The organism is Ruegeria sp. K7 (assembly GCF_056531785.1).
The window spans coordinates 1-23531 of record NZ_JBQFMJ010000008.1 but is presented as its reverse complement, the minus strand read 5'-3'; the positions used below and the strand labels follow the sequence as shown (position 1 = coordinate 23531).

General features: G+C 59.4%; 19 protein-coding genes and 1 tRNA gene. 13 read left to right on the top strand and 7 right to left on the bottom strand.

Features of this window, described 5'->3' with window-relative positions:
- Positions 1-303: 303 nt before the first annotated feature.
- The 7 genes from xdhA (at position 304) to ACR0FE_RS13685 (ending at position 9692) form a co-directional block, all read left to right on the top strand.
- Complete coding sequence (gene xdhA / locus ACR0FE_RS13715) at positions 304-1665, top strand: xanthine dehydrogenase small subunit (protein WP_480913328.1); 1362 nt, start codon at positions 304-306, stop codon at positions 1663-1665.
- Entirely contained in the window at positions 1662-4064 is a 2403-nt protein-coding gene (gene xdhB, locus ACR0FE_RS13710; RefSeq protein WP_480913326.1) for a xanthine dehydrogenase molybdopterin binding subunit, read from the top strand. Before xdhA ends, xdhB begins: the two co-directional genes overlap by 4 nt.
- The gene (gene xdhC / locus ACR0FE_RS13705; RefSeq protein ID WP_480913324.1) at positions 4064-4999 is read left to right on the top strand and encodes a xanthine dehydrogenase accessory protein XdhC; all 936 of its coding nucleotides are present in this window, start codon (positions 4064-4066) and stop codon (positions 4997-4999) included. The genes xdhB and xdhC overlap by 1 nt, the downstream gene beginning before the upstream one ends.
- Positions 4996-6513: an ABC transporter ATP-binding protein gene (locus ACR0FE_RS13700; RefSeq protein WP_480913322.1), complete on the top strand. Its 1518-nt coding sequence runs from the start codon at positions 4996-4998 to the stop codon at positions 6511-6513. The genes xdhC and ACR0FE_RS13700 overlap by 4 nt, the downstream gene beginning before the upstream one ends.
- 63 nt (positions 6514-6576) lie before the next feature.
- Positions 6577-7659 carry an ABC transporter permease gene (locus ACR0FE_RS13695; protein ID WP_170614852.1) on the top strand — a complete coding sequence of 361 codons (1083 nt, stop codon included), beginning with the start codon at positions 6577-6579 and terminating at the stop codon, positions 7657-7659.
- A 3-nt stretch (positions 7660-7662) separates the two neighbouring features.
- Complete coding sequence (locus ACR0FE_RS13690; protein WP_170614853.1) at positions 7663-8583, top strand: ABC transporter permease; 921 nt, start codon at positions 7663-7665, stop codon at positions 8581-8583.
- Positions 8584-8618: 35 nt separating this feature from the next.
- A complete protein-coding gene (locus ACR0FE_RS13685) occupies positions 8619-9692 on the top strand; it encodes a BMP family ABC transporter substrate-binding protein (RefSeq protein ID WP_170681068.1) in 1074 nt (357 codons plus the stop codon).
- A gap of 229 nt (positions 9693-9921) precedes the next feature.
- On the opposite strand, the gene ACR0FE_RS13680 is transcribed toward ACR0FE_RS13685, so the two are convergent.
- Together ACR0FE_RS13680 and ACR0FE_RS13675 are read right to left on the bottom strand one after the other, a co-directional pair.
- The gene (locus ACR0FE_RS13680; RefSeq protein ID WP_480913319.1) at positions 9922-11154 is read right to left on the bottom strand and encodes an HlyD family secretion protein; all 1233 of its coding nucleotides are present in this window, start codon (positions 11152-11154) and stop codon (positions 9922-9924) included.
- Between the two features lie 3 nt (positions 11155-11157).
- Positions 11158-11559, bottom strand: coding sequence for a hypothetical protein (locus tag ACR0FE_RS13675; RefSeq protein WP_480442174.1), 402 nt, complete (start codon positions 11557-11559; stop codon positions 11158-11160).
- A 129-nt stretch (positions 11560-11688) separates the two neighbouring features.
- Here ACR0FE_RS13675 and ACR0FE_RS13670 point away from each other — a divergent pair, with 129 nt between their 5' ends.
- From ACR0FE_RS13670 to ACR0FE_RS13660, 3 genes are all read left to right on the top strand, one after another.
- A complete protein-coding gene (locus ACR0FE_RS13670) occupies positions 11689-12762 on the top strand; it encodes an NAD(P)/FAD-dependent oxidoreductase (RefSeq protein WP_480913317.1) in 1074 nt (357 codons plus the stop codon).
- Positions 12759-13412 (top strand): DUF938 domain-containing protein, encoded by a 654-nt coding sequence (locus ACR0FE_RS13665; protein ID WP_480913315.1) that lies wholly within the window; start codon positions 12759-12761, stop codon positions 13410-13412. Before ACR0FE_RS13670 ends, ACR0FE_RS13665 begins: the two co-directional genes overlap by 4 nt.
- Positions 13413-13477: 65 nt before the next feature.
- Complete coding sequence (locus ACR0FE_RS13660) at positions 13478-13816, top strand: carboxymuconolactone decarboxylase family protein (RefSeq protein WP_480913314.1); 339 nt, start codon at positions 13478-13480, stop codon at positions 13814-13816.
- Positions 13817-13884: 68 nt separating this feature from the next.
- Here ACR0FE_RS13660 and ACR0FE_RS13655 read toward each other — a convergent pair whose 3' ends face one another.
- From ACR0FE_RS13655 to ACR0FE_RS13640, 4 genes are all read right to left on the bottom strand, one after another.
- The gene (locus ACR0FE_RS13655; protein ID WP_480913312.1) at positions 13885-16392 is read right to left on the bottom strand and encodes a GcvT family protein; all 2508 of its coding nucleotides are present in this window, start codon (positions 16390-16392) and stop codon (positions 13885-13887) included.
- Positions 16393-16572: 180 nt separating this feature from the next.
- Positions 16573-17970, bottom strand: a complete 1398-nt coding sequence (locus tag ACR0FE_RS13650; protein ID WP_480913311.1) for an FAD-binding oxidoreductase — start codon at positions 17968-17970, stop codon at positions 16573-16575.
- A 23-nt stretch (positions 17971-17993) separates the two neighbouring features.
- The gene (ggt, locus tag ACR0FE_RS13645) at positions 17994-19787 is read right to left on the bottom strand and encodes a gamma-glutamyltransferase (protein WP_480913309.1); all 1794 of its coding nucleotides are present in this window, start codon (positions 19785-19787) and stop codon (positions 17994-17996) included.
- 70 nt (positions 19788-19857) lie between these two features.
- Positions 19858-20844 carry a 2-hydroxyacid dehydrogenase gene (locus tag ACR0FE_RS13640; RefSeq protein ID WP_170614862.1) on the bottom strand — a complete coding sequence of 329 codons (987 nt, stop codon included), beginning with the start codon at positions 20842-20844 and terminating at the stop codon, positions 19858-19860.
- Between the two features lie 138 nt (positions 20845-20982).
- Here ACR0FE_RS13640 and ACR0FE_RS13635 point away from each other — a divergent pair, with 138 nt between their 5' ends.
- Positions 20983-21504, top strand: coding sequence for an SH3 domain-containing protein (locus ACR0FE_RS13635; RefSeq protein WP_480913306.1), 522 nt, complete (start codon positions 20983-20985; stop codon positions 21502-21504).
- 15 nt (positions 21505-21519) lie between these two features.
- Here ACR0FE_RS13635 and ACR0FE_RS13630 read toward each other — a convergent pair whose 3' ends face one another.
- A complete protein-coding gene (locus ACR0FE_RS13630; RefSeq protein WP_480913304.1) occupies positions 21520-22026 on the bottom strand; it encodes a ferritin in 507 nt (168 codons plus the stop codon).
- A gap of 252 nt (positions 22027-22278) precedes the next feature.
- On the opposite strand from ACR0FE_RS13630, the gene ACR0FE_RS13625 reads away from it, so the two are divergent.
- Together ACR0FE_RS13625 and ACR0FE_RS13620 are read left to right on the top strand one after the other, a co-directional pair.
- Positions 22279-23268, top strand: coding sequence for an NADPH:quinone reductase (locus ACR0FE_RS13625; RefSeq protein ID WP_480913302.1), 990 nt, complete (start codon positions 22279-22281; stop codon positions 23266-23268).
- A gap of 89 nt (positions 23269-23357) precedes the next feature.
- Positions 23358-23432: transfer RNA gene (locus ACR0FE_RS13620), tRNA-Gln, on the top strand.
- Positions 23433-23531: the final 99 nt, after the last annotated feature.

Below are 23531 nucleotides of genomic sequence, written 5' to 3'. Positions count from 1 at the left end.
GAACCGCAGCTTTGAAATGCCGGAAAAATCGGCGGCGATTATTCGGCTTTTTCAGAAGGTGCTTCGGGGATGGCAGGCCCCTTCTACCAAAAAGCGCTTTAATAACAACCGACTGACCGTTATGAAAAAGCGACATTCACAAGTCGCGGGTGCCTAATGGTGTATCGTACAGGCAGTTTTTCTTGCCAGACAAGGCGCGCTGTTTCTAACATCTGACGGCAAGCTATCCGCCCGCCACTCTTTCTACGTCGCATCGAAGGAGGGCCTAACGGGCGCAACTGGGTAACGCGACGGGTTTCTCGTATGAATATCACGTTTCTTCTGAACGGAGAGACAGTGGAGCTGGCGGATGTCAATCCGACAGCGACCCTGCTGGACTGGCTGCGCGAAGATCGTGGCCTGACCGGCACCAAGGAGGGCTGCAACGAAGGCGATTGCGGGGCCTGCACCGTCATGGTGACGGATGAGGGTGGCCACAAGGCGCTGAACTCCTGCATTCTGTTCCTGCCTCAACTACACGGCAAAGCGGTGCGCACCGTCGAAGGTGCCAGCGGCCCAAATGGCGAGTCCCATCCTGTTCAGCAGGCGATGGTTGATCTGCACGGGTCTCAGTGCGGCTTTTGCACCCCCGGTTTCGTCATGTCGATGGTGGCAAGTCACGCCAATGGTGCCACGGATCACGACACACAGCTTGCCGGAAACCTGTGCCGGTGCACGGGATACGCACCGATCATACGCGCGGCTGCAGCGACCGAAACGCAACCGGTTCCCGTTTGGGTCAAGGACAAGCCGGTGGCGACGCTGGTGACTTCGCCCATGCTGCCGGGGTCAACGGATGAGCTGGCGGCAGTTTATGCTCAGCATCCTGACGCCACCCTGGTTGCCGGCGCGACCGATGTTGGGCTTTGGGTCACGAAACAACTGCGGGATCTCGATCCGGTGATATTCCTGAACCGTTGCGATGACCTGAAGGAAATCACCATCACGGATGACGAAATCCGCTTCGGTGCCATGGTCGACATGAACCGCATGGGTGAGGCATTGGCCGACCTGCATCCCTCCTACGCCGAGATGATCCGCCGTTACGCCAGTGTTCAGGTGCGCCACGCGGCCACCGTCGGTGGCAACATCGCCAACGGCTCGCCCATCGGGGACAACCCGCCTGCCCTGATTGCCTTGGGTGCAACACTGCATCTGCGCAAGGGTAATACACGCCGGTCGATCCCGCTGGAAGAGTTCTTTATCGACTACGGAAAGCAAGATCGAGCACCCGGAGAATTCGTCGAGGCAGTCAGTTTCCCACGTCAGGAGGATCGCTTGAAGACTTACAAACTAAGCAAGCGGTTTGACCAAGATATCTCGGCCGTTTGCGGGTGTTTCAAGATCATTGTGGCAGACGGTGTCGTCGCTGATGCGCGTATCGCGTTCGGCGGCATGGCTGGCATTCCCAAGCGCGCTTCGAATGTCGAAGCAGCGCTGACGGGCAAAACCTGGACACATGAGACTGTTCAAGCCGCTATCCCAGCCTTTGCCAACGACTTCACGCCGATGACGGATATGCGCGCCTCGGCCACCTACCGATTGGAGACCGCAAAAGCGATGCTTGAGAGGTACTTCCTCGAAGATCAGGGCGAAATCACAAACGTATTGGAGGTGTCGGCATGAGCGTGACCAAACCCCTCCCCCATGACGCGGCGCCGCTGCATGTCTCTGGAACCGCGCGTTATGTGGATGATATTCCGACACCCAAGGGATCGCTGCATCTGGCCTTTGGCCTTAGCCCGATTGCCAAGGGCACGATCACATCGATGGATCTGTCAGCGGTGAAAGCTGCCGATGGGGTCGTCATGGTCATGACCGCCGACGATCTGCCGTTTGTAAACGATGTCTCTCCGTCGATCCATGATGAACCGCTGCTGTCGGATGGTTCGATTCACTACATCGGACAGCCCGTTTTCCTTGTGATCGCCACCAGCCATCTGGCCGCGCGCAAGGCAGCCCGGCTGGGCAAAATCGACTACGCCGAAGAAACCCCGATCCTGACGGTCGAAGAGGCTTTGGCCGCGGACAGCCGGTTCGAAGATGGTCCCCGTATTTATGCCAAAGGTGACGCTGATGCCGCCATCGCCGGGGCCGCGCATGTCATCGAAGGCACGTTCGAGATCGGCGGGCAGGAGCATTTCTATCTGGAAGGCCAGGCCGCGCTGGCCGTGCCGAATGAGGGCGCGGATATGCTGGTGCACAGCTCGACCCAACACCCGACCGAGATTCAGCACAAAGTGGCGGATGCCTTGGGTGTTCCCATGCATGCCGTTCGTGTTGAGACCCGCCGAATGGGCGGCGGCTTTGGCGGCAAGGAAAGTCAGGGCAACGCTTTGGCCGTATCCTGTGCCGTGGCCGCCCGCGCCACCGGCAAGGCCTGCAAGATGCGCTATGACCGCGACGATGACATGATCATCACCGGCAAACGCCACGCCTTCCGTATCGCATACAAGGCCGGTTTCGATGAAAACGGGCACATTCAGGGTGTTTCCGTCCTGCAATATGCCATTTGCGGCTGGGCGCAGGACCTGTCCCTGCCTGTCGCCGACCGTGCGATGCTGCATTCCGACAACGCCTATCTTTTGCCCAATGCGCGGATCGAAAGCCACCGGCTGAAAACCAACACCCAATCCGCCACCGCTTATCGCGGCTTTGGCGGGCCGCAGGGTATGGTTGGTATCGAACGCGTCATGGACCATGCAGCCTATGAATTGGGCTTGGACCCGGTCGAACTGCGCCGCCGGAATTATTACGAACCGGCTCATGCTGTCGCGGACGCTGAGCCTGCGGAAAAACCTCTGGGCCATCCCGATCCGCACGAAGACCTGACCAGCCGCGGCGCTGTTGAGATGGGGGACGCCCCAGTGCGCCCCTTGCCCGCAGGCGGCAACACCACGCCCTACGGGATGGAAGTCAGCGATTGCGAACTGCACGGAATGACCGAAAAGCTGCTGAAAACCAGCGATTACGCGTCACGCAAGGCGGCCATCGAGAAGTGGAACGCCGAGAACAGAGTGATCAAGAAGGGCATCGCTTTTGCCCCGGTCAAGTTCGGTATTTCCTTCACGCTGACCCACCTGAACCAGGCGGGTGCGCTGGTGCATGTGTATCAGGACGGCTCTGTCCACCTGAACCATGGTGGCACCGAAATGGGCCAGGGCCTGTTTCAGAAGGTTGCGCAAGTTGCGGCCTCGCGCTTTGGCATTCCGCTCGAGATGGTGAAGATCACCGCCACCGATACCGCGAAGGTACCCAACACCTCGGCGACGGCAGCCTCGTCGGGCAGCGATCTGAACGGTATGGCGGTGAAAGCCGCCTGCGACACGATCCGCGACCGGATGGCCGATTATCTGGCCGAACGGCATCAGGCCGATCCGTCGGCGGTGACGTTCTCGGACGGCCATGTCTCGGTCGGAGAGGAACGCTATACCTTCGCCGAAGCTGCCGCGCTGGCTTATCAGGGCCGCATCAGCCTGTCGGCGACCGGGTTCTACAAAACACCCAAGATCGAATGGGACCGGATCAAGGGCCGGGGTCGCCCGTTTTTCTACTTCGCCTACGGTGCCTCGATCACCGAGGTCGCAGTAGACACGCTTACCGGTGAGAACCGCATCCTGCGCACGGATATCCTGCACGACGCTGGTGCGTCGCTGAACCCGGCGTTGGACATCGGGCAGGTCGAAGGTGGGTATGTTCAGGGCGCAGGCTGGCTGACGACCGAGGAACTGGTTTGGGACGGCAAGGGCAATCTGCGCACCCATGCGCCGTCGACGTACAAGATTCCGGCCTGTTCCGACCGGCCCGACATATTCAATGTCGCGCTCTGGGATGGCGAAAACCGCGAGGACACGATCTATCGGTCGAAAGCGGTAGGTGAGCCGCCGTTCATGCTGGGTATTTCCGCCTGGCTGGCGCTGTCGAACGCGGTCGCGGCTTGCGGGGACAGCTATCCGGCATTGGATGCGCCCGCCACGGCCGAAGAGGTCTGGCGCGGCGTCCAAAGGATGAAGGGAGGCATCTGATGGGATTTGATCGGGAGGCTTTGAGGGAGGCGGTCAATACCCACGGAAAAGTTGTCCGGGTGGTTATCGCCGGGATCAAGGGGTCGTCCCCGCGCGAGGTCGGGGCCGCGATGCTGGTCTGGAAAGACGGGCAGTCCGGCACGATCGGAGGCGGCACTTTGGAATTTCAGGCGGCGGAAGCTGCAAGAACACAAGCCGTTTCGTCCCGCCTGACGCAACATGCGCTTGGCCCCGATCTGGGCCAGTGCTGCGGTGGTGCTGTGACGCTGCTCAGCGAGATCTATGATTTTGATGCGGTGGAAGGGCTGGATGACAATATCATCGCTCGCCCGGTTTCGACAGGCGCGATGCCGCTGTCGGTCAAACGGATGCTGGCGCAAGCCCGGTGTCAGGGTGTCGAACCCGAGCCTCAGTTGTTAGACGGCTGGATGGTCGAGCCGATTCACACACCGGCCCGCAATCTGTGGATCTGGGGCGCCGGCCATGTGGGACGTGCCCTGGTCGATGTCCTGTCCCCTCTGCCCGATCTGGCAATCACCTGGGTCGATACCGGGCCTGAGCGGTTCCCGGAAACGGTGCCGCCGGATGTAACTGCTGTTCCCGCCGCCAAGCCAGCAGAACTGGTTCGCCATGCACCGCGAGACGCAGAGCATTTGGTCCTGACCTACTCGCACAATCTGGACCTGGAGCTTTGCAACAGGCTGCTTTTGCACGATTTCCGCTTTGCCGGGTTGATCGGCTCGGCTACGAAATGGGCGCGATTCCGATCACGGCTGGCGGCACTTGGGCACTCGCCCGAGCGGATAAGCCGGATAACCTGTCCAATCGGTAATCCGTCACTGGGCAAACACCCGCAGATGATTGCCGTTGGCGTCGCGGCGCAGCTCTTGCGCCCTGCCCGGCAGAACGAGTTGAAAAAGGACCTGAGCGCGTGACCACTCCATTGTTAAGCTTGCAGGGGCTGACCAAAGCCTATCCTGGCGTCGTGGCCAATGATCAGGTGTCCTTTGACATCGGCGAAGGCGAAGTTCACGCCCTGCTGGGTGAAAACGGCGCCGGTAAATCCACGCTGGTAAAGATGATCTACGGGCTGGTGAAGCCCGACAGCGGCACGATGTTGTTGCGCGGCCAATCCTTTGCGCCGCCGGAGCCCCGTGCCGCACGGGCCGACGGGATCGCGATGGTGTTCCAGCATTTCTCGCTGTTCGACGCACTGAATGTGGCCGAGAACATCGCATTGGGGATGGAGAACCCGCCACCCATGGGCGATCTGGCCTCGCGTATCCGGCAAGTGTCCGAAACCTACGGTCTGCCGCTGGACCCGTATCGCACGGTTGGTGATCTGTCTGCGGGCGAACGTCAGAGGGTCGAGATCATCCGCTGTCTGTTGCAGGAGCCCAAGCTCTTGATCATGGATGAGCCGACCTCGGTTCTGACGCCGCAGGAGGTCGATATCCTGTTCGAGACGCTGAACAAATTGCGGTCCGAAGGAACCTCGATCCTTTATATCTCGCACAAGCTGGAAGAAATTCGCACGCTGTGTGATCACGCCACGATCCTGCGTCTGGGCAAGAATGTGGGCGAATGCGTTCCGTCCGAGACCTCGGCGCGGGACATGGCCGAGATGATGGTCGGTTCGACCCTGCAAACGCCGGAACGATCGGGGCGAGAGTTCGGGGACGTTGCGCTGGATGTCAGCGGATTGTCGGTGCCCTCGCCTTCTGAGTTCGGGACCGCGCTGAAGAATGTGCATATGACCGTCCGAAAGGGCGAGGTTCTGGGCATCGGGGGTGTTGCGGGCAATGGGCAGGACGAATTGCTTGGCGTGCTGTCCGGAGAAATTCAGACAACAGCCGACGCGATCAAGTTCAATGGACAACCGATTGGCAAATTGGGTCCGACCGAACGGCGAAAGCTGGGTGTTCTGACCGCTCCCGAAGAGCGGTTGGGTCATGCGGCCGCTCCGGATATGAGCCTTACCGAAAATGCCCTGCTGACTGGATCGGTCCGTGAAGGGTTGGAGAACAACGGGTTTCTGAAATGGGCCGAGACCAAGAGTTTCGCCGAAAAGATCATCAAGGCCTTTGATGTCCGCACGCCCGGGCCGGAAAATGCGGCCCGGTCTCTGTCCGGCGGCAACCTGCAGAAATTCGTTATCGGACGCGAAGTGTTGCAAAACCCCGACGTTCTGGTGGTGAATCAGCCCACTTGGGGTGTGGATGCGGCCGCAGCGGCCTCAATCCGACAGGCCATTCTGGATCTTGCAGCCAAGGGTACTGCCGTCATTTGCATCAGCCAGGATCTGGATGAGCTGATGGAGATCTCGGACAGTTTTGCCGCGTTGAATGAAGGACGCCTGAGCGCGCCACGCACGACCACAGGTCTGACCGTGGATGAGATCGGCCTGATGATGGGCGGCGCGCATGGCATGGAGGTGGCTCATGTGTAGACAGATTGACCGCCTCCGGCGGGAGTATTTTCAAAAAGATGAAGAACTTGGAGGGATGAGCAGGTGATTGTGTTGGAGAAACGGCCGCAGCCGTCCAAGGCGTGGTCTTATGCGACCCCTCTGGTGGCCGTGCTGGCAACGATGGTGTTTGGCGGGCTTTTGTTCGCTATTCTGGGCAAGAACCCGCTGCAGGCAATCGGCACCATCTTTTGGGAGCCATTGTTCGGTGAGTTTTCCTTTTACTACCGGCCGCAACTGCTGGTGAAAGGCGCGCCGCTGGTGCTGATCGCGATTGGCCTTTCGCTGGGTTTCCGGGCCGGCATCTGGAATATCGGTGCCGAGGGTCAGTATATCATGGGCGCCATATTCGGCGCTGCTGCGGGACTTGCGTTCTACCCATTGGAGGGCTGGTACATCTTCCCGATAATGGTGATCGCCGGTGCGTTTGGTGGCTGGCTGTGGGCGATGATCCCGGCCTTTTTGAAAGTGCGCTTTGGAACCAACGAAATCCTTGTTTCGCTGATGCTGGTCTATGTGGCCGAGCAGATGCTGGCCTCGGTTTCTCTTGGCCTGCTGAAGAATCCCGAAGGGTTCGGCTTTCCCGGCTCGCGCAACCTGCAATCCTATGAAAGCGCGCATAATGCCGAACTGATTGCGGGATCGGGGATGCACTGGGGTGTCGTGACCGCCTTGATCGCGGTGATCTTTGCCTATGTGCTGCTGAACCGTCACATGCTGGGTTTTCACATCCGCCTGACAGGTGAGGCACCGCGGGCGGCGAAATTCGCCGGTGTAAACCCTGCTCGTCTGATCCTGTTCTGCCTGGGCCTGTCCGGTATGCTGGCCGGGTTGGCAGGCATGTTCGAGGTCTCGGGACCGGCCGGTGTCGTCAGCATCGATTTCAACGTGGGCTACGGCTTTACTGCGATCATCGTGGCCTTTCTGGGCCGCCTGCACCCGGTGGGTATCCTGCTGGCCGGTGGCCTGATGGCGCTGACCTATATTGGCGGCGAAATCGCCCAGTCTCAGATGGGCCTGCCGGCCGCAGCCATTCAGGTGTTCCAGGGGATGCTTCTGTTCTTCCTGCTGGCTTTCGATCTTCTGACAAACTACCGCATCCGTGCGGCCCGTAGCGAGGTGGCGTGACCCATGGACCTTGGTGAAATCAATCCCGTACTTCTGGTCGCCTCGCTGATGGTGGCCGCAACCCCCCTGCTTCTGGCCGCGATCGGAGAGCTTGTCGTCGAAAAGGCTGGCGTTCTGAACCTTGGCGTCGAAGGCATGATGATTGTGGGCGCGATCAGCGGTTTTGCAATCTCGGTCGAAACCGGCTCGCCTTGGCTGGGGTTCATCGCGGCTGCCATCGGTGGCGCCGTTCTGTCCCTTCTGTTCGTCCTGCTGACGCAAGTGGCGCTGGCCAATCAGGTCGCCAGTGGCCTCGCGCTGACGCTGTTCGGTCTTGGGTTCAGTGCATTGATGGGGCAGAGCTATGTAGGGATCAAACCGCCCAGCATGGGCGACATCCATATCCCTGTGCTGAGCGATATCCCGGTCATTGGCCCGATCCTGTTCCAGCACGATCCGATTCTATATGTCGGGATCGCTCTGACGGCCGCCGTCTGGGCCACGCTGAAATACACCCGTGTTGGTCTGATCCTGCGCGCGGTGGGTGAAAACCACGATGCGGCGCACGCCCTGGGCTACAAGGTCATCAAGATCCGCATCATGGCGATCCTGTTCGGCGGAGCCTGCGCCGGACTTGGCGGCGCGTACATCAGCCTGATCCGTGTTCCGCAGTGGACCGAGGGCATGACCGCCGGTGTTGGCTGGATTGCTCTGGCTCTGGTCGTGTTCGCAAGCTGGAAGCCGTGGCGTGCATTGTTGGGTGCTTATTTGTTTGGCGGAATCACAGTGTTGCAGCTTAATCTGCAGGCAGCGGGCGTTGCCATTCCAGTCGAGTATCTGGCAATGTCGCCATACATCATCACGATCCTTGTGCTTGTGATCCTTTCGGCCGACAAGAGCAGCGCACCTGCCTCACTGGGCCGGACCTTCCATGCCTCGCACTAGACGGGGCCAACTGAACCAACTTGGGGAGTAACTAAATGAAATTCACAACACTTCTGACAAGCGCCGCCATGGCGCTGGGTCTGGCGACAAGCGCCATGGCCGAAGACAAAACCAAGGTCGGGTTTGTTTATGTCGGCCCCGTGGGCGACGGCGGCTGGACCTATGAACACAACAAGGGCCGTCTGGCCGTTGAAGAACATTTCGGTGACAAGGTCGAAACCGTGTTTGTTGAATCGGTGCCCGAAGGACCGGACGCCGAGCGTGTGATGACTCAGATGGCGCTGGAAGGTGCTGACCTGATCTTTACCACCTCGTTCGGCTACATGGACCCGACCATCAACGTGGCCAAGAAATTCCCGAACGTGAAGTTCGAGCACGCAACCGGCTACAAGACTGCCGACAACGTCTCGGTCTATTCGGCACGCTTTTATGAAGGCCGCGCCGTTCAGGGCCACATCGCAGGGAAAATGACCCAGTCGAACATCGTCGGTTACATCGGCTCGTACCCAATCCCCGAAGTGATCCGCGGCATCAACTCAGCCTACATCCACGCCAAGAAGGTGAACCCGGATGTCGATTTCAAAATCGTCTGGGCCTACACTTGGTTCGACCCGGCGAAAGAGGCCGACGCGGCCACTGTTCTGATCGAACAGGGTGCGGACGTGATCCTGCAGCATACCGACTCGACCGCGCCACAGGCGGCCGCGCAAGAGGCAGGCAATGTCATCACGTTCGGTCAGGCCTCGGACATGAGCGAATACGCCCCGAAGCCGCGCGTATCCTCGATCATCGACAACTGGGCGCCTTACTACATCGCGCGCACCCAGGCCGTTATGGATGGATCGTGGGAAACCGTGAACACCTGGGATGGCATCAAAGAAGGTATGGTTGAGATTGGCGAAATCTCGGACGCAGTGCCTGCCGACGTGAAAGAGGAAGCGCTGGCCATGAAGGCAGCCATTGCTGACGGCAGCTACCACCCGTTCACCGGCCCGCTGAAAAAGCAGGACGGCAGCGACTGGCTGGCCGAAGGTGAAGTTGCCGATGACGGTACTCTGGCCGGTATGAACTTCTATGTCGAAGGTCTGGAAGGCGAGATTCCGCAGTAAACACTGTAAGATTGAAACATTAGGGTTGGCCCTCGGGCCAACCCTTTTTTGTTTCCGTGGCAGCTACGGCACGGCAGATCGCCAGAATACAGCAGGACCTGATTTCAGTTGGCGACTGTTCCCCATCGCCCCAAGCAAAGCCCTATCCATACTGGCTGTCGTTCGCCAGCGTGCTTGCGAACCGCTGCCGCAAGACCGGCCGTTGCGTGTTAACCGGCAAGCAGATTGATCAATGCCCGCTCAGAACCAGCGTGTTGACCGGCATCAGGATCAGGCGCAGGCGCAGGCCAGCCGCGTGGACGACACCGATCGTGTCGACGACATGCAGGAACGCAGCCTGCCAGAAACCCAGGTCTTCATGCTCGAGCCGCTCGTGGTTGTCCGTGTACACATTTGCCAGACAGTTGCTGCCCGCCGGAATGTCGTCCGCCATGCCTTTGTACAGCGGTTCGAGATAGACAAGGATCGACCCCGGCACCGTATTGGTCTGCACATCACGCAATTCGTCCGAGGGGCGGATCTGACCCGAGGGGATCACGTCCTGCACCTCGACCACGACCATCGGGATCACCGTAAATGGCTTGGTCATGCAGCCAAGCTCTCCGATCATGCCGGGCTTGATGACCTGTGCGGACAGCTGATTGAAGGCCGCCTGGAACCGATCATGACCGGACGAGGACGGAACCAGAATACCAGCCGGGCGCAGCAGCGGACTGACATAGTCGCCGACCTGCAATCCAAACTGTTCGACCCGGCCCGTGACCCCGGCATTGATGACGGTTTTGTCCAGCTCGGTCAGTGCCGCGTCCAATTGTGCATTGGCGCTGGCCAGTTGCGCGGGAATCAACTCTTCGATCTGTTGCACGACCGCAGCGCGCCGGGATTGGGCTGCTGTCACTTGGGCTTCACGCTCGGCCACCAGGTTTTCCAGGCGGTCGATTTCGGCCAGACGCACAGCGCTTGATCCTTCGTCGCGCAAGGTCGTGTTGCGCTCAAGATCCTCCAGCGCCTGATCAAGTGCGGCCTTTGCGCCGGCAATCCCGGCTTCCGCCTCGGCCAGATCGGTTTGTGCGACTTTCAGCGAGGCCTGAACCTGCGCGATTTCAGCATGCGCCGCCTCGACCTGCGCGGTCTGGGTCAGATCCTCGATCCGGAAGATCGGTTGCCCGGCCGTGACCTGTTCGTTGTTACGAACGTAAACCTCGGACACACGCCCGCCCAGTTGCGGCAGGATGGTGACAGTGCGGAAATAGGACGCCGCCGTGCTGCTGGCGGGATGAAAATAAAACAGGGTGGTGATCACGGTCAGCGCCAGAATGGCACAGGTGGTCAGACCCCAGCGCAGTTCGTACCACATGGTGAACAGTGTGATCTCATGTCCGATCCGCTTGCCCTGAACATAGCGTCGAAACAGATAATCCGGCAGTACCGTGACCAGCGCACACATCAATGTCTCAAGCATGAATTAGTGCTCCTGCTGCGGTTCTTGTGCCGGTTGTGGCGCGGGTGGTTCCGGCGCGCGCTGCGGCGCCAGGGACCGGATGGCATCGGCAATTCCACGCAGGGGTGCAGCAAAATCCGGGAACTGAAACCCGGCCACAAGGATCGCCGCGACCCAGAACAGACCGTTATGAGTGAACAACGCCAGCAGCGCCAGAATACCCACCAGCTGAAATTGCGGATGGTTGGACTGGTGTGCAATTTTCTCGGGGATCGAATGCAGGGTGAAATATGCAACCCCAAGCAAAACAATCACGACAACAGTAAAAACCAGCATGAAAGTGAAAAGAAAATCGCTTCCGTCTGCCTGTGTCACGTAGGACGGAATATGTCCCGTGGCCATCGGGTGTAAATCTGCGGCGTTCACCCTGCCCTCCCTTTATCTGATTGCCCACTGTTTGAATGGGTTGAAGCGCAAATTCAAGCCTGCTTGAATGACCTGACCCCGCTTCACGGGTTGTGTTCCATAAACATCGATTCAGACGGGTAAAACGAGTTGATTGATTTTCTGATCATTGGCGGCGGCATCGCCGGTCTGAGCGCGGGCGCACGCCTGTCGCAATTTGGCTCTGTCACCGTGCTGGAAGCAGAAGACGCGCTGGGGTATCACGCTTCGGGTCGGTCGGCTGCCCTGTTCGAAGAAAGCTATGGGCCACCGTCGGTGGTCGCGTTGAACAGGGCCGGTGCGCAGTTCCTGCAATCTGACAACGGCGGTTATCTGACACCTCGGGGGATCATGCTGGTTGCGGCACCCCATCAGGCCGAAGAATTCAGGAAAGATGCCGAAAACCTTAGCGTGGCGCCAATTTCCACGGAAGACGCCTTGGCCCGTGTCCCGATCCTGGACCCGGACACGCTGGCATTCGCGGCAGTTGGTCATGCCGCGTTTGACATCGACACGGACCGGTTGTTGCAGGATTTTGCCCGAACCATACGAAAGAACGGCGGCCAAATTCTGACCAGGCACAAGGTCAATGCAATCAGCAAACCCCGGCACTGGGAAATAAAGGCAGATCAGGTTTATCAAGCCCGGATGCTGGTCAATGCCGCTGGCGCTTGGGCTGATGAAATCGCGGAACTGGCCGGGATCGCACCGCTCGGCATCACGCCGTATCGCAGATCGATGGCCCGCATTCCTGCGCCGGGCGGATATGACGTGCGCGGCTGGCCCATGATGCTGGGTGCCGGCGACAGCTGGTATGCCAAGCCGGACGCGGGAAACCTTATCGTGTCCCCGAGCGAGGCTGATCCCGTCGCCCCCCACGATGCCTATGCCGACGACATGGTTTTGGCTGAAGGGTTGGCCCGGTATGAAGCGATGGTCACGGAACCTGTCAACCGGGTTTTGGCGAACTGGGCGGGATTGCGCAGCTTTGCCCCGGACGGAACTCTGGTTCTGGGGCCTGATCCCGGCGACCACTCGTTCGTCTGGTCCGTCGGTCAGGGCGGTTACGGGTTTCAGACCGCACCCGCTGCATCACAGCTTGTCGCGGATCTGACAACAGGCGCCGCCCCCGAACTGGACCAGGAAACAGTCGCCGCTTTGAGCCCGGCGAGGTTTAACGCATGACCCGCCGAAAGTTGCCCTCGAACGCGAGCGTTGCGACGCCGGAGGCCGGCGGCAAATTGGTTGCTCCGGCCGCGAGCCGGAACAGCAGTGTTCTTTGCGACCTGTTGCTGCAATGGGCACCGCGTTCAGGTTCCGCGCTTGAGATTGCCAGCGGCACAGGCCAGCATGTCAGTGCCATTGCGACCGTCCTGCCCGAAGTCAATTGGCAACCGACCGAAATTGATCCTGTTCGCCGCGCCAGCATCGACGCCTATACAACGGCCCTGGCCAACGTATCGAAGGCCGCGCATCTGGATGCCACAACCGAGGGCTGGCACAAGCAGTTTGCAGAGTTCGACCTTGTGGTCCTGATCAACCTGCTTCACCTTATCAGTTGGGACGAAACAATGACGCTTCTGACGGAAGTCGCCCGGGCGCTGTGCGTAAATGGGCGTTTTGTCCTTTATGGCCCGTTCAAGCGTTCCGGTACCCTGACCAGCGACGGTGACCAACGCTTTCATGACGCCCTTTTCCAGCAAGACCCTGAAATCGGGTACAAAAACGATGATGACATCGCCGAATTCATGGAAGGGCAAGGATTGAGTGTTGTCGAAAGAGTGGAGTTGCCTGCAAATAATCTTGCCTTCATAGCGGATAAACGCGGCAACTGATCAAGATCAAAGTCTGATGGTGACCTTCGATATATTCCGTTTTTTGTATATAACGGAGAACGTCAATGACCTGGACGACAAAAATGTCTGAAACCCGAAGCGGTTTGCGCAACCTGAATGGGGCGATTCCCGACACGGCGCGCGCCTTCGGCGCGTTGGGAAAGTCCGTCAAAGAAGGCGGTGCGTTGGACTACAAGATCAAGGAATTCATCGCGCTTGGGATGTCGATCGCCGTGCGCTGTGAACCCTGCATCTCATTGCACACAGAAGCCCTTGTGAAAGCCGGGGCTTCACGCGACGAAGTCTCGGACGTGCTTTCAATGGCCATCCAGATGGGCGGCGGACCATCCATGATGTACGCGGCCAAGGCATTGGAATGTTTCGACGAACTTTCCAATAAGTAACAATAAGTTACCCTATAAGCCCAGCGCAAAAGGCGGCGCACTTCAGGTGCACCGCCCGTGGTTCTTACTTAGCCGTCCTTGCGGATGGTTTCGTTTTTCGGATCGTAGGGGCTGTCGCAGGTCACGACCGCATCCCACAGCTTGTCCTGCATCTTGACCTGCAGCTTGGTGCCTTCGACCGCCAGCTCGGGCTTCACATAGCCCATGCCGATGGATTTCTCGAAGGCCACCGAATACCCGCCCGAGGTCAGACGACCCACGCGCTCACCTTCCGGAGTATAGAGCGCCTCGCGACCCCATGGATCGGCATCGTCCGGTCCGTCGATCAGCAGCGTGCAGCACTTCACGCGCACGCCGGTCTCTTCCAGCTTGGCCTTGCCGTAAAAGTCTTTCGACAGGTCGACAAAGCGCGGCAGGTCAGCTTCCAGCGGGGTCGCGTCGCGGCCCAGCTCAGTGCCGAAGGCGCGATAGGATTTCTCCTGACGCAGCCAGTTCTGAGCGCGGGCTCCGACCAGCTTCATACCATGTTTCTCACCGGCTTTTTCCAGCAGGTCGAACAGGTAGTTCTGCATCTCGATCGGATGGTGCAATTCCCAACCCAGCTCACCGGTATAGGCCACACGGATTGCGTTGACCGGGCACATGCCTAGTTCGATCTGACGCGCCGACAGCCACGGGAAGCGCTTGTTGGACAGCGCAGTTTCCGGATCGGCGTCCTTGATGACCTCTTTCAGAACGTCACGCGACTTGGGTCCGGCGATGGCGAAGACGCCCCACTGGGTGGTCACGTCCTGTATCTCGATGTAACCGAACTCCTCCATCTTGTCCTCAGCCGCCTTGCGCAGATAGTCGGCATCGTACTCGGTCCAGGCACCGGCCGAGACGATGTAGTAGTTGTTCTCGCCGTTGCGGACGATGGTGTATTCGGTGCGGGTGGTCCCGTGCGAGGTCAGCGCGTAGGTCAGGTTGATACGACCGACCTTGGGCAGCTTGTTGCAGGTGAACCAGTCCAGGAACTGAGTCGCACCGGGGCCTTTGACGACATGTTTGGTGAAGGCCGACGCGTCGATCAGGCCAACGCCTTCGCGGATCGCTTTGGCTTCTTCGACAGCATACTGCCACCAGCCACCGCGGCGGAAGCTGCGGCTTTCTTTGTCGAAGTTGTCAGGTGCATCGATGGGGCCAAAATAGTTCGGACGTTCCCACCCGTTGACCCATCCGAACTGTGCGCCACGTGCTTTCTGCCGATCATAGGCCGGAACGGTACGCAGCGGACGGCAGGCTTCACGCTCTTCATCCGGGTGGTGCAGGATGTAGACGTGCTCATAACACTCTTCGTTCTTGCGCGCCGCGAACTCTGTGGTCATCCAGTTCGACGAATAGCGTTTCGGGTCCAGCGAGGCCATGTCGATCTCAGCTTCGCCATCGACCATCATCTGAGCCAGATAATAGCCGGTGCCGCCCGCGGCGGTGATACCGAACGAGAACCCTTCGGCCAGCCACATGTTGCGCAGGCCTGGTGCCGGACCAACCAGCGGGTTGCCGTCAGGCGTATAGCAGATTGGGCCGTTGAAATCGTCTTTCAGGCCGGACTCGGCGCAGGACGGCACACGCTCGGCCATCGCCATGTACTGATCCGCGATCCGGTCCAGATCCAGCGGGAAAAGGTCGGCACGGAAGCTGTCCGGCACGCCATGTTCAAAGCGCGCAGGGGCACCATGTTCATAGATCCCCAGAATCCAGCCGCCACGCTCTTCACGCGCATAAGATTCGTTGTCGGCGTCACGCACAACGGGATGCTCGGGGTTGCCCGCTTCACGCCACTTGACCAGTTCGGGGTCCTTGTCCATGACGATGAAGGTGTGCTCAACCGGGATGGCAGGCATCTTGATGCCCAGCATCTTGGCAGTGCGCTGTGCGTGGTTGCCCGATGCGGTCACGACATGCTCGGCTGTGATCACGACCTTCTCGTCGCTTTCGACAAGGTTGCCACCCTTTTCCACCATTTTGGTGCAGGTGACTTCCCAATGGGTGCCGTTCCAGTGGAACGCGTCGGCCTGCATCTTGCGCACGATGTCTACGCCACGCTGACGGGCCCCCTTGGCCATCGCCTGTGTTACGTCCGCAGGGTTTATGTAGCCGTCTTCGGTGTGGTAGATCGCACCCTTCAGGTCCGAGGTCTCGATCAGCGGCCAGCGTTCCTTGATCTGCTCGGGTGTCAGCCACTCGTAGGCGACGTCGCAGGTTTCGGCTGTGGACGCATAGAGCATGTATTCGTCCATACGCTCTTGCGTTTGCGCCATGCGCAGGTTGCCGACCACGGCGAAACCTGCGTTCAGGCCGGTTTCCTCCTCGAGCGTCTTGTAGAAATCGACCGAGTATTTGTGGATGTGAGTTGTCGCATAGGACATGTTGAACAGCGGCAGCAGACCGGCGGCGTGCCAGGTCGATCCGGACGTCAATTCGTCCCGCTCGATCAGCATCACATCGTCCCAGCCCGCCTTGGCCAGATGATACGCAATCGAGGTGCCGACGGCGCCGCCGCCAACGACCAGTGCTTTGACTTGGGTTTTCATGTGCCCGCTCTCCGGAATGAATCTGTTTGGCATGGTTTATGACGAATGGCGCATCTGACCGCAAAGTCCATCCGACGCAAAAACGGACAAAACCGACCTTAGTGCACGAACAACAGAAGTTCGGTCAGCTGAAGATCGTTGAATTTGAGTATTTGGGAAAAGATGAAGCGGCAGGGCCGCTCACAATATCTTGCCCGGGTTCATGATATTGTCCGGATCCAAAGCAGATTTGATTGCGGCCATGTAATCCAACGCAGGCCCGAGCTCTCGATGAAGGTAGGGTCGCTTGCCTTGCCCGATGCCATGTTCACCCGTGCAAGTTCCGTCCATAGAGATGGCCAGATCATTCAGCCAGCCGACGAATTGTTCAGCATTGGACACCTCGGCTGCATTGTCCATGTCGATCAACAACAGAGTGTGGAAGTTGCCGTCCCCGACATGCCCTACCATCGGCGCGACCAGGCCCAGCTCGGCCGCTTTGGCCTGCGTGGCAGTCACACATTCGGAGAGACGCGAGATCGGGACGCAGACATCGGTCGAAATACCACTTGTGCCGGGTCGTAACTGCAGACACGCCCAGTACATGTCGTGGCGGGCCTGCCAAAGCCTGTTACGTTCTTCCGTGGTCGAGGTTGCGGCGAAATCGGTACCGCCAAACTCATCCGCGATGTGTCCGAAGGTTTCGGCCTGTTCGATGGCACCGGATTCGGACCCGTGAAACTCGAGCAGCAAGAGCGGTGTTTCAGGGAGAGCCAGGCCGGAATAGGCATTGGCCGCCTTGACCGACAACTCATCCAGCAATTCGATCCTGGCCACGGGGATGCCGTATTGGATGGTCATCATGACGGCCTGACAGGCCGCATCGACGGAGGGAAAGGAACACCGGGCTGAACTGATCGCCTCGGGGATGCCCTGAAGGCGCAGCGTCAGTTCGGTGATGATGCCCAAGGTGCCCTCGGCCCCGATCAGCAGTCGGGTCAGGTCATATCCGGCCGAGGATTTTTTGGCCCTGTGACCAGTGCGAATGATCCGCCCATCCGGCATCACGGCCTCGAGGCTGAGTATATTGTCCTTCATCGTGCCGTAGCGGACGGCATTTGTGCCTGACGCGCGGGTCGCAGCCATCCCGCCCAGCGAGGCATTCGCCCCCGGGTCGATGGGAAAAAACAGGCCCTGATCCCGCAGATACGTATTCAGATCCTCACGCGTGACACCGGGTTGCACAAGACAGTCCAGATCACCGGCATTGACGGCCAGTATCTTGTTCATCTGGCTCAGATCAACGCAAACCCCACCTGCGGGCGCGTTCACGTGCCCTTCCAGCGAAGTGCCGGTTCCAAATGCAATCACCGGCACTTTGTGAAGGGCACAGGTGCTGACGATATCCGAGACTTCTGCGGTTGAGTGTGGAAAGACCACCGCGTCCGGCGGCTGGTTTTCTATCCAGGTCGTTGTATGCCCATGCTGCTCGCGGATGGCATCACCCGTTTGCAGCCGGTCCCCGAATGTCTGTTTCAGGATACCGATTGCGGTTGCAATCCCGTCCTCATTCCGGGGCAAAGCGTTTGCCTGCACCATGGTCTTTCCTTTCTGTCGCCCGGTTATTCACCCAGCGCGATACCTTCACGACGCGGGTCTGCGCCACCGCTCAGAACCTCTCCGATTTCGATAGCATGCAGGCCCGAGGTCAGATCCCGGGCATTCACTTCGAAACCCAGCTCGGTCAGGGCATCCAGGAAACCTTCTGCACCGGTGCCCAACTCGACATCATATGTCCCAAAGCGGTTGACCAGATGCGGCAGGGAAACGGCCTGCTGCACATCCATGCCCCAATCGGCCCAGGCGATGATCGATTTGGCGACATACCCGATGATGCGGCTGCCGCCGGGTGAACCTATGGCCAGCACCGGAGCGCCGTCCTGCATGACGATGGTCGGGCTCATCGACGAGCGGGGGCGTTTGCCGGGTTCAAGCCGGTTGGCAATCGGGACGCCGTCCTTGTGCGTTCGGAACGAGAAATCCGTCAGTTCATTGTTCAGCAGGAAGCCGCTTGTCATCAGCCGCGAGCCAAAGCCGTTTTCGATTGTCGTCGTCATCGACAGCACATTCCCATACCGGTCAACGATCGAGATATGCGACGTCGACGGCAGCTCCAGAGAAACATCATCCGCCAGGTTCAGGGCGTGGTCGAACTCGGGCTTGCCGGGTGTTGCCTCGGTCAGGGTACCTTCCTGGTTCAGCAGCGAACCGCGCTGGGAAAGATAGTCCGGGTCCACCAGACCGGCGGTCGGCACCGGGACGAAATCGCTGTCAGCCATGTAGCGACCGCGATCGGCAAATGCCAGTCTTGAGGCGTCACCGATCAATCGCCACGCTTCGGGATTTTCCGGCCCGAGGCCAGCCAGATCGTAGCCGTCCAGCATTCCCAGAATTTGCCCGACCGTCAGGGCACCTGATGATGGCGGGCCCATGCCGCAGACCTCATAGGCCCGGTAGGCCGCGCAAACCGGCGCGCGCTCTACCACCTGATAGAGCGCGAGGTCGATCCCGGACAACACACCCGGATTGCCCGGCGCCGAGCGAACTGTGTTCACGATGCCCGCAGCAATATCGCCACCGTAGAACCCGGCTGAGCCTTCACCTGCCAAGGTGCGAAGCGTTTCGGCATATTCCGGGTTTGTCAGCCGCTGCCCCTGTTCCAAAGGTGCCCCACCGGGCAGGAAATATTCGGCCGTAGCAGGAAAACGCGCCAGACGCTCGGCGTCGTTCGCGACCAAAGCCGCCAGTCGAGGCGACACCAGAAATCCGTCATCGGCCAGCGCGATGCCGTCCTTGAACAACGAGGGCCATGAGCTGCGCCCCCAGCGCCGATGCGCTTCTTCGAGCAAGGCAGGCGTACCGGGCGTTCCCACAGAAAGGCCGCTGACAACGGCATCGAAGAACTTCAGCGGCTCTCCGTTTTCGTCCTGAAACAGCGTGGGTCTTGCCGCGAGCGGTGCAGTTTCACGCCCGTCCAGAGTGGTCAGCTGACCGCTGGCCGCATCGTACCAGACCAGAAACGCGCCACCGCCCAGACCTGACGATTGCGGCTCGACCAATCCCAGAACAACCTGAACGGCAACCATCGCGTCCGCCGCCGTGCCCCCGTCGCGCAGCACCCGCGCGCCCGCCTCGACCGCAAGCGGGTTGGCGGCGGCCACCATCCAGTCTTGCGCTTCAACCGGGGCCCCGGCCATCTTCGCTTCAAGCGCTGCGATCACCTCAGCGGTCAGCGCCTGCGCCTCACCTTCGGTCGCCGCCTCGGGCGACACCGCGTCCGCAGTTTCCTGAGCGAATACCGAAGTGGTCGAGACAGCCACAGACAGAAGCAGTCCTGAAATCATTCCACGTTTCATAGTGTCCTCTCAACCTAATAATGATGAAATACACGATCGCCCCGGCATTTCCGACCGGGGCGTCATTTTGTCAAAGCATTGATGGCACCACCTGATCCGGTGGGCGATGCCCGTCCTCGAAGGTTTTGATATTGATGATAACCTTCTCGCCCATCTCAATCCGCCCCTCCAGCGTGGCGGACCCCATGTGCGGCAACAGGACAACGTTGGGCAGCTGCCTCAGGCGCGGGTTGACGTCGGTACCGTGTTCATAGACATCCAACCCTGCCCCCGCGATTTCGCCTGACCGGATCATGCGGGTCAGCGCATTTTCATCGACCACTTCACCCCGCGACGTGTTCACAAGAACGGCCGACGGTTTCATCAGTTTCAGACGACGTGCGTTCATCAGATGAAAACTTGACGGGGTCGACGGGCAGTTGACCGAGATGACATCCATCCGCGACACCATCTGGTCCAGGCTCTCCCAATAGGTCGCTTCAAGTTCTTCTTCGATCTCGGGGCGCAGCCTGCGGCGGTTGTGGTAATGCACCTGCATTCCGAACGCGGCGGCACGGCGCGCGACAGCCTGACCGATCCGGCCCATGCCGAGGATGCCAAGCCGGCGACCGCCGATCCGCCCTCCAAGGAATGCCGTGGGCGCCCATCCCGTCCAATCGCCCTTTTGCATGATCGCCAGCCCCTCGGGGATACGGCGTGTGACGGCCAATATCAGCGCCATTGTCATGTCCGCGGTATCATCGGTCAGAACACCGGGGGTGTTCGAGACCAGTATCCCACGCTGCCGCGCCGTCGCGACATCGATATTATCGACGCCGGCGCCATAATTTGCGATCAGCCGCAGGTTTTCACCCGCCTGCCCCAGCAGTCCGCCGTCAATGGTATCCGTGACCGTCGGGACAAGGACATCCGCCTCTTTCACGGCCGCGACAAGCTCGTCGCGGGTCATTGGTGTATCATCGTCCCGCAGGCGCACATCGAACAGCTCGCTCAATCGGGTTTCCACTGCCTCTGGCAACCGTCGCGTAACGACAACACTCAGACGTTCTCTTGGCACTTTCGCCCTCCCACTGCTTTGCAAACGTGCGCGCGCCATGTCATCGTGGCGCAGGATAAGGCGGGGCACAAGAACCCCACGGCCATTGAGTCGACCTTTTTTCGAAACCCGTTGAACAGGTATAAGAGCAGGCATTCGGTGAGTGGTTTTCTATCGGTAAAACGCCCGGTTCTGGCGATCCTGTTTGTATTTCTGATCGTGTTCGGCACATTGGCGGCCAGCGCGCAGGACAAACGCGGCCCCGTCACCAACCTGCCGTTGCCACGTTATGTGTCGATGAAAGCCGCTGAAGGGAATGTGCGCCGCGGGCCATCGCTGACCCATCGAATCGATTGGGTGTTCAAACGGCGCGGGATGCCGTTGCAGATCACTGCCGAATACGGAAACTGGCGCAAGGTTCAGGATCGCGACGGCGCCGGAGGTTGGGTCCACTACGCCCTGTTGTCAGGCGTACGGACCGTTCTGATCGAAAGCGAAATGCTGCCGGTCTATTCCAGTCCCGACCCAGCCTCACAGGTCAGCGCTCATTTCGAAGCGGGCGTCGTGGCCCGTCTTGGAACCTGCACGGTTGACTGGTGCCGCGTCTCAGCCGGTGGCTATCGCGGCTGGACGCTGAAAGGCAACCTGTGGGGCGTCGATCCTGCAGAAATCCGGGAATAGCCCTTTCTCCGATTTCTATTCCGAGTCGCCAACGCCGCGAGCGCCAAGCTCCTGATCCAGCATCAAAAGGTGCCAGCGATCACCGTTGGCTGCCTTTGCCTTGTCCAGCACCTGACCTATCAGATCCTCTTCCTCGATCTGTTCGTCCAGAAACCAGTTCAACATGTTCTGGGTGCTGAATTCCCTGACTTCCTGCGCCAGTTCGAACAACGCATTGATCTGACCTGTTACAGTCTTCTCCTGCGCCAGCGCCGCTTCCAACACATCAACCGGCGAGCCAAAATCCACCTTGGGTTTGGCAATCCCGTCAATCTCTATCCGCCCCCCGCGCTTGGCCAGAAACTCGAAGATACGCATAGCGTGTGCGTTTTCCTCTGCCGACTGGCTTTTGAACCACTGTGCAAAGCCCGGCAGATCCTGGGATTCGAAATAAGCGGCCATCGCAAGATAGGAATACGAGGCGTGAAGCTCATTGTTGATCTGACGGTTCAGGGCGTCTGAAACTTTGGAATTCAATTGCATTTCTGAGCCTCCTTGGCACGTGTCTTGCGGATGTCCGACAGCTAATCTCTGAAATCCCCAATTTCAATGCGATTCCCATTTTTTATTAGATATTTCATTACCTTAATTGACAATTCGTGCAACTGAAATTCAATTGCAACTGGCCTGCGGCAAAACAAGGAATCCACCGTAGCTGTCGCTCCCAATCCTTTACTGGGGCTGGCAATTCACGCCGTCCCGGCTACTGTTGCGGCAAAACAAGAAGGGAAGACCATGAAAGCCGTGACTTATAGCGCCTTTGGTTCCGCAGGCGACGTTCTGAAAGTACATGATGTGCCCTCAACCGCTCCGGGGGTCGGAGAAGTCACAGTCGATCTGGCTTTTTCAGCCGTCAATCCTTCGGATGTCAAAGCACGCGACGGAAGCAGACCCGGCGTGACCAAGCCGCCGTTCCCGGTGATCATCCCGCACAGCGACGGGTCCGGTGTTATCGCAGCGGTTGGCGAAGGAGTCCCAACCTCAAGGATTGGTCAACGCGTCTGGCTCTGGAACGGCCAGTGGCAGCGGCCGTTCGGCACAGCCGCCACTGAGATCACGCTGCCGGCCGAGCAAGCCGTGCCTCTGCCCGATTCCGTGTCTTTCGAAACCGGAGCCGTACTGGGCATTCCGGGCCTGACAGCATGCCACGCCGTATTCTCTGGCGGTGACATCGCAGGGCAAAGCCTGCTGATTCACGGCGGCGCTGGCACGGTCGGCTATCTGGCCGTTCAACTGGCAAAGTGGGGCGGCGCCCATGTCATCGCCACGTCCGGTCCGGGCAGTTTCGAAAGGGTTTTGCAGGCCGGAGCAGATGCGGTTCTGGACTACAATGCCCCGGACCTCGCGGATCAAATTCTGCAAGCCAACAACGGGCGCCCGATCGCCCGAATCGTCGATGTCGAGTTTGGCCGGAACGTCGAGACGAACACGGCAGTCATCGCTGAAAACGGACGGATCAACACTTTTGGGTCCGCCAAGGAAATGCTTCCCGTTCTGCCCTTCTACCCCCTGATGTTCAAAGCGGTTACGCTGGAGACCATCCTGGTTTATCTATTACCCATGGCCTCCCGTTCTGCTGCAGTCGAAAAACTCCATACCGCACTTGAGGCAGGTGCCTTAAATTGCCCAATCCAACAGGTATTTTCTATGGACGAGTGCCCGGCGGCGCACGAATTGGTCGCGACCGGACATCGTACCGGGGCGGTCTTGATTGAAACAAAATGACGGCTTGAAAAAATTTCTGGGGCAACCGAGATTTTTGCAGGAAAGCCCTTGAACACCGCCACCAACAATCGTAGACAGCCGCTCACCGTTGGGGTGTAGCCAAGTGGTAAGGCAGCGGTTTTTGGTACCGTGTATCGTAGGTTCGAATCCTACCACCCCAGCCAGTTCATCGGAACATGGAACGAGACTAGGCACTTGGGGCTAAACCCTCCGAGAAATGCCCCCGTTTATGCCCCAGTGGTTTCGGGTGTTCTGACTCCCCC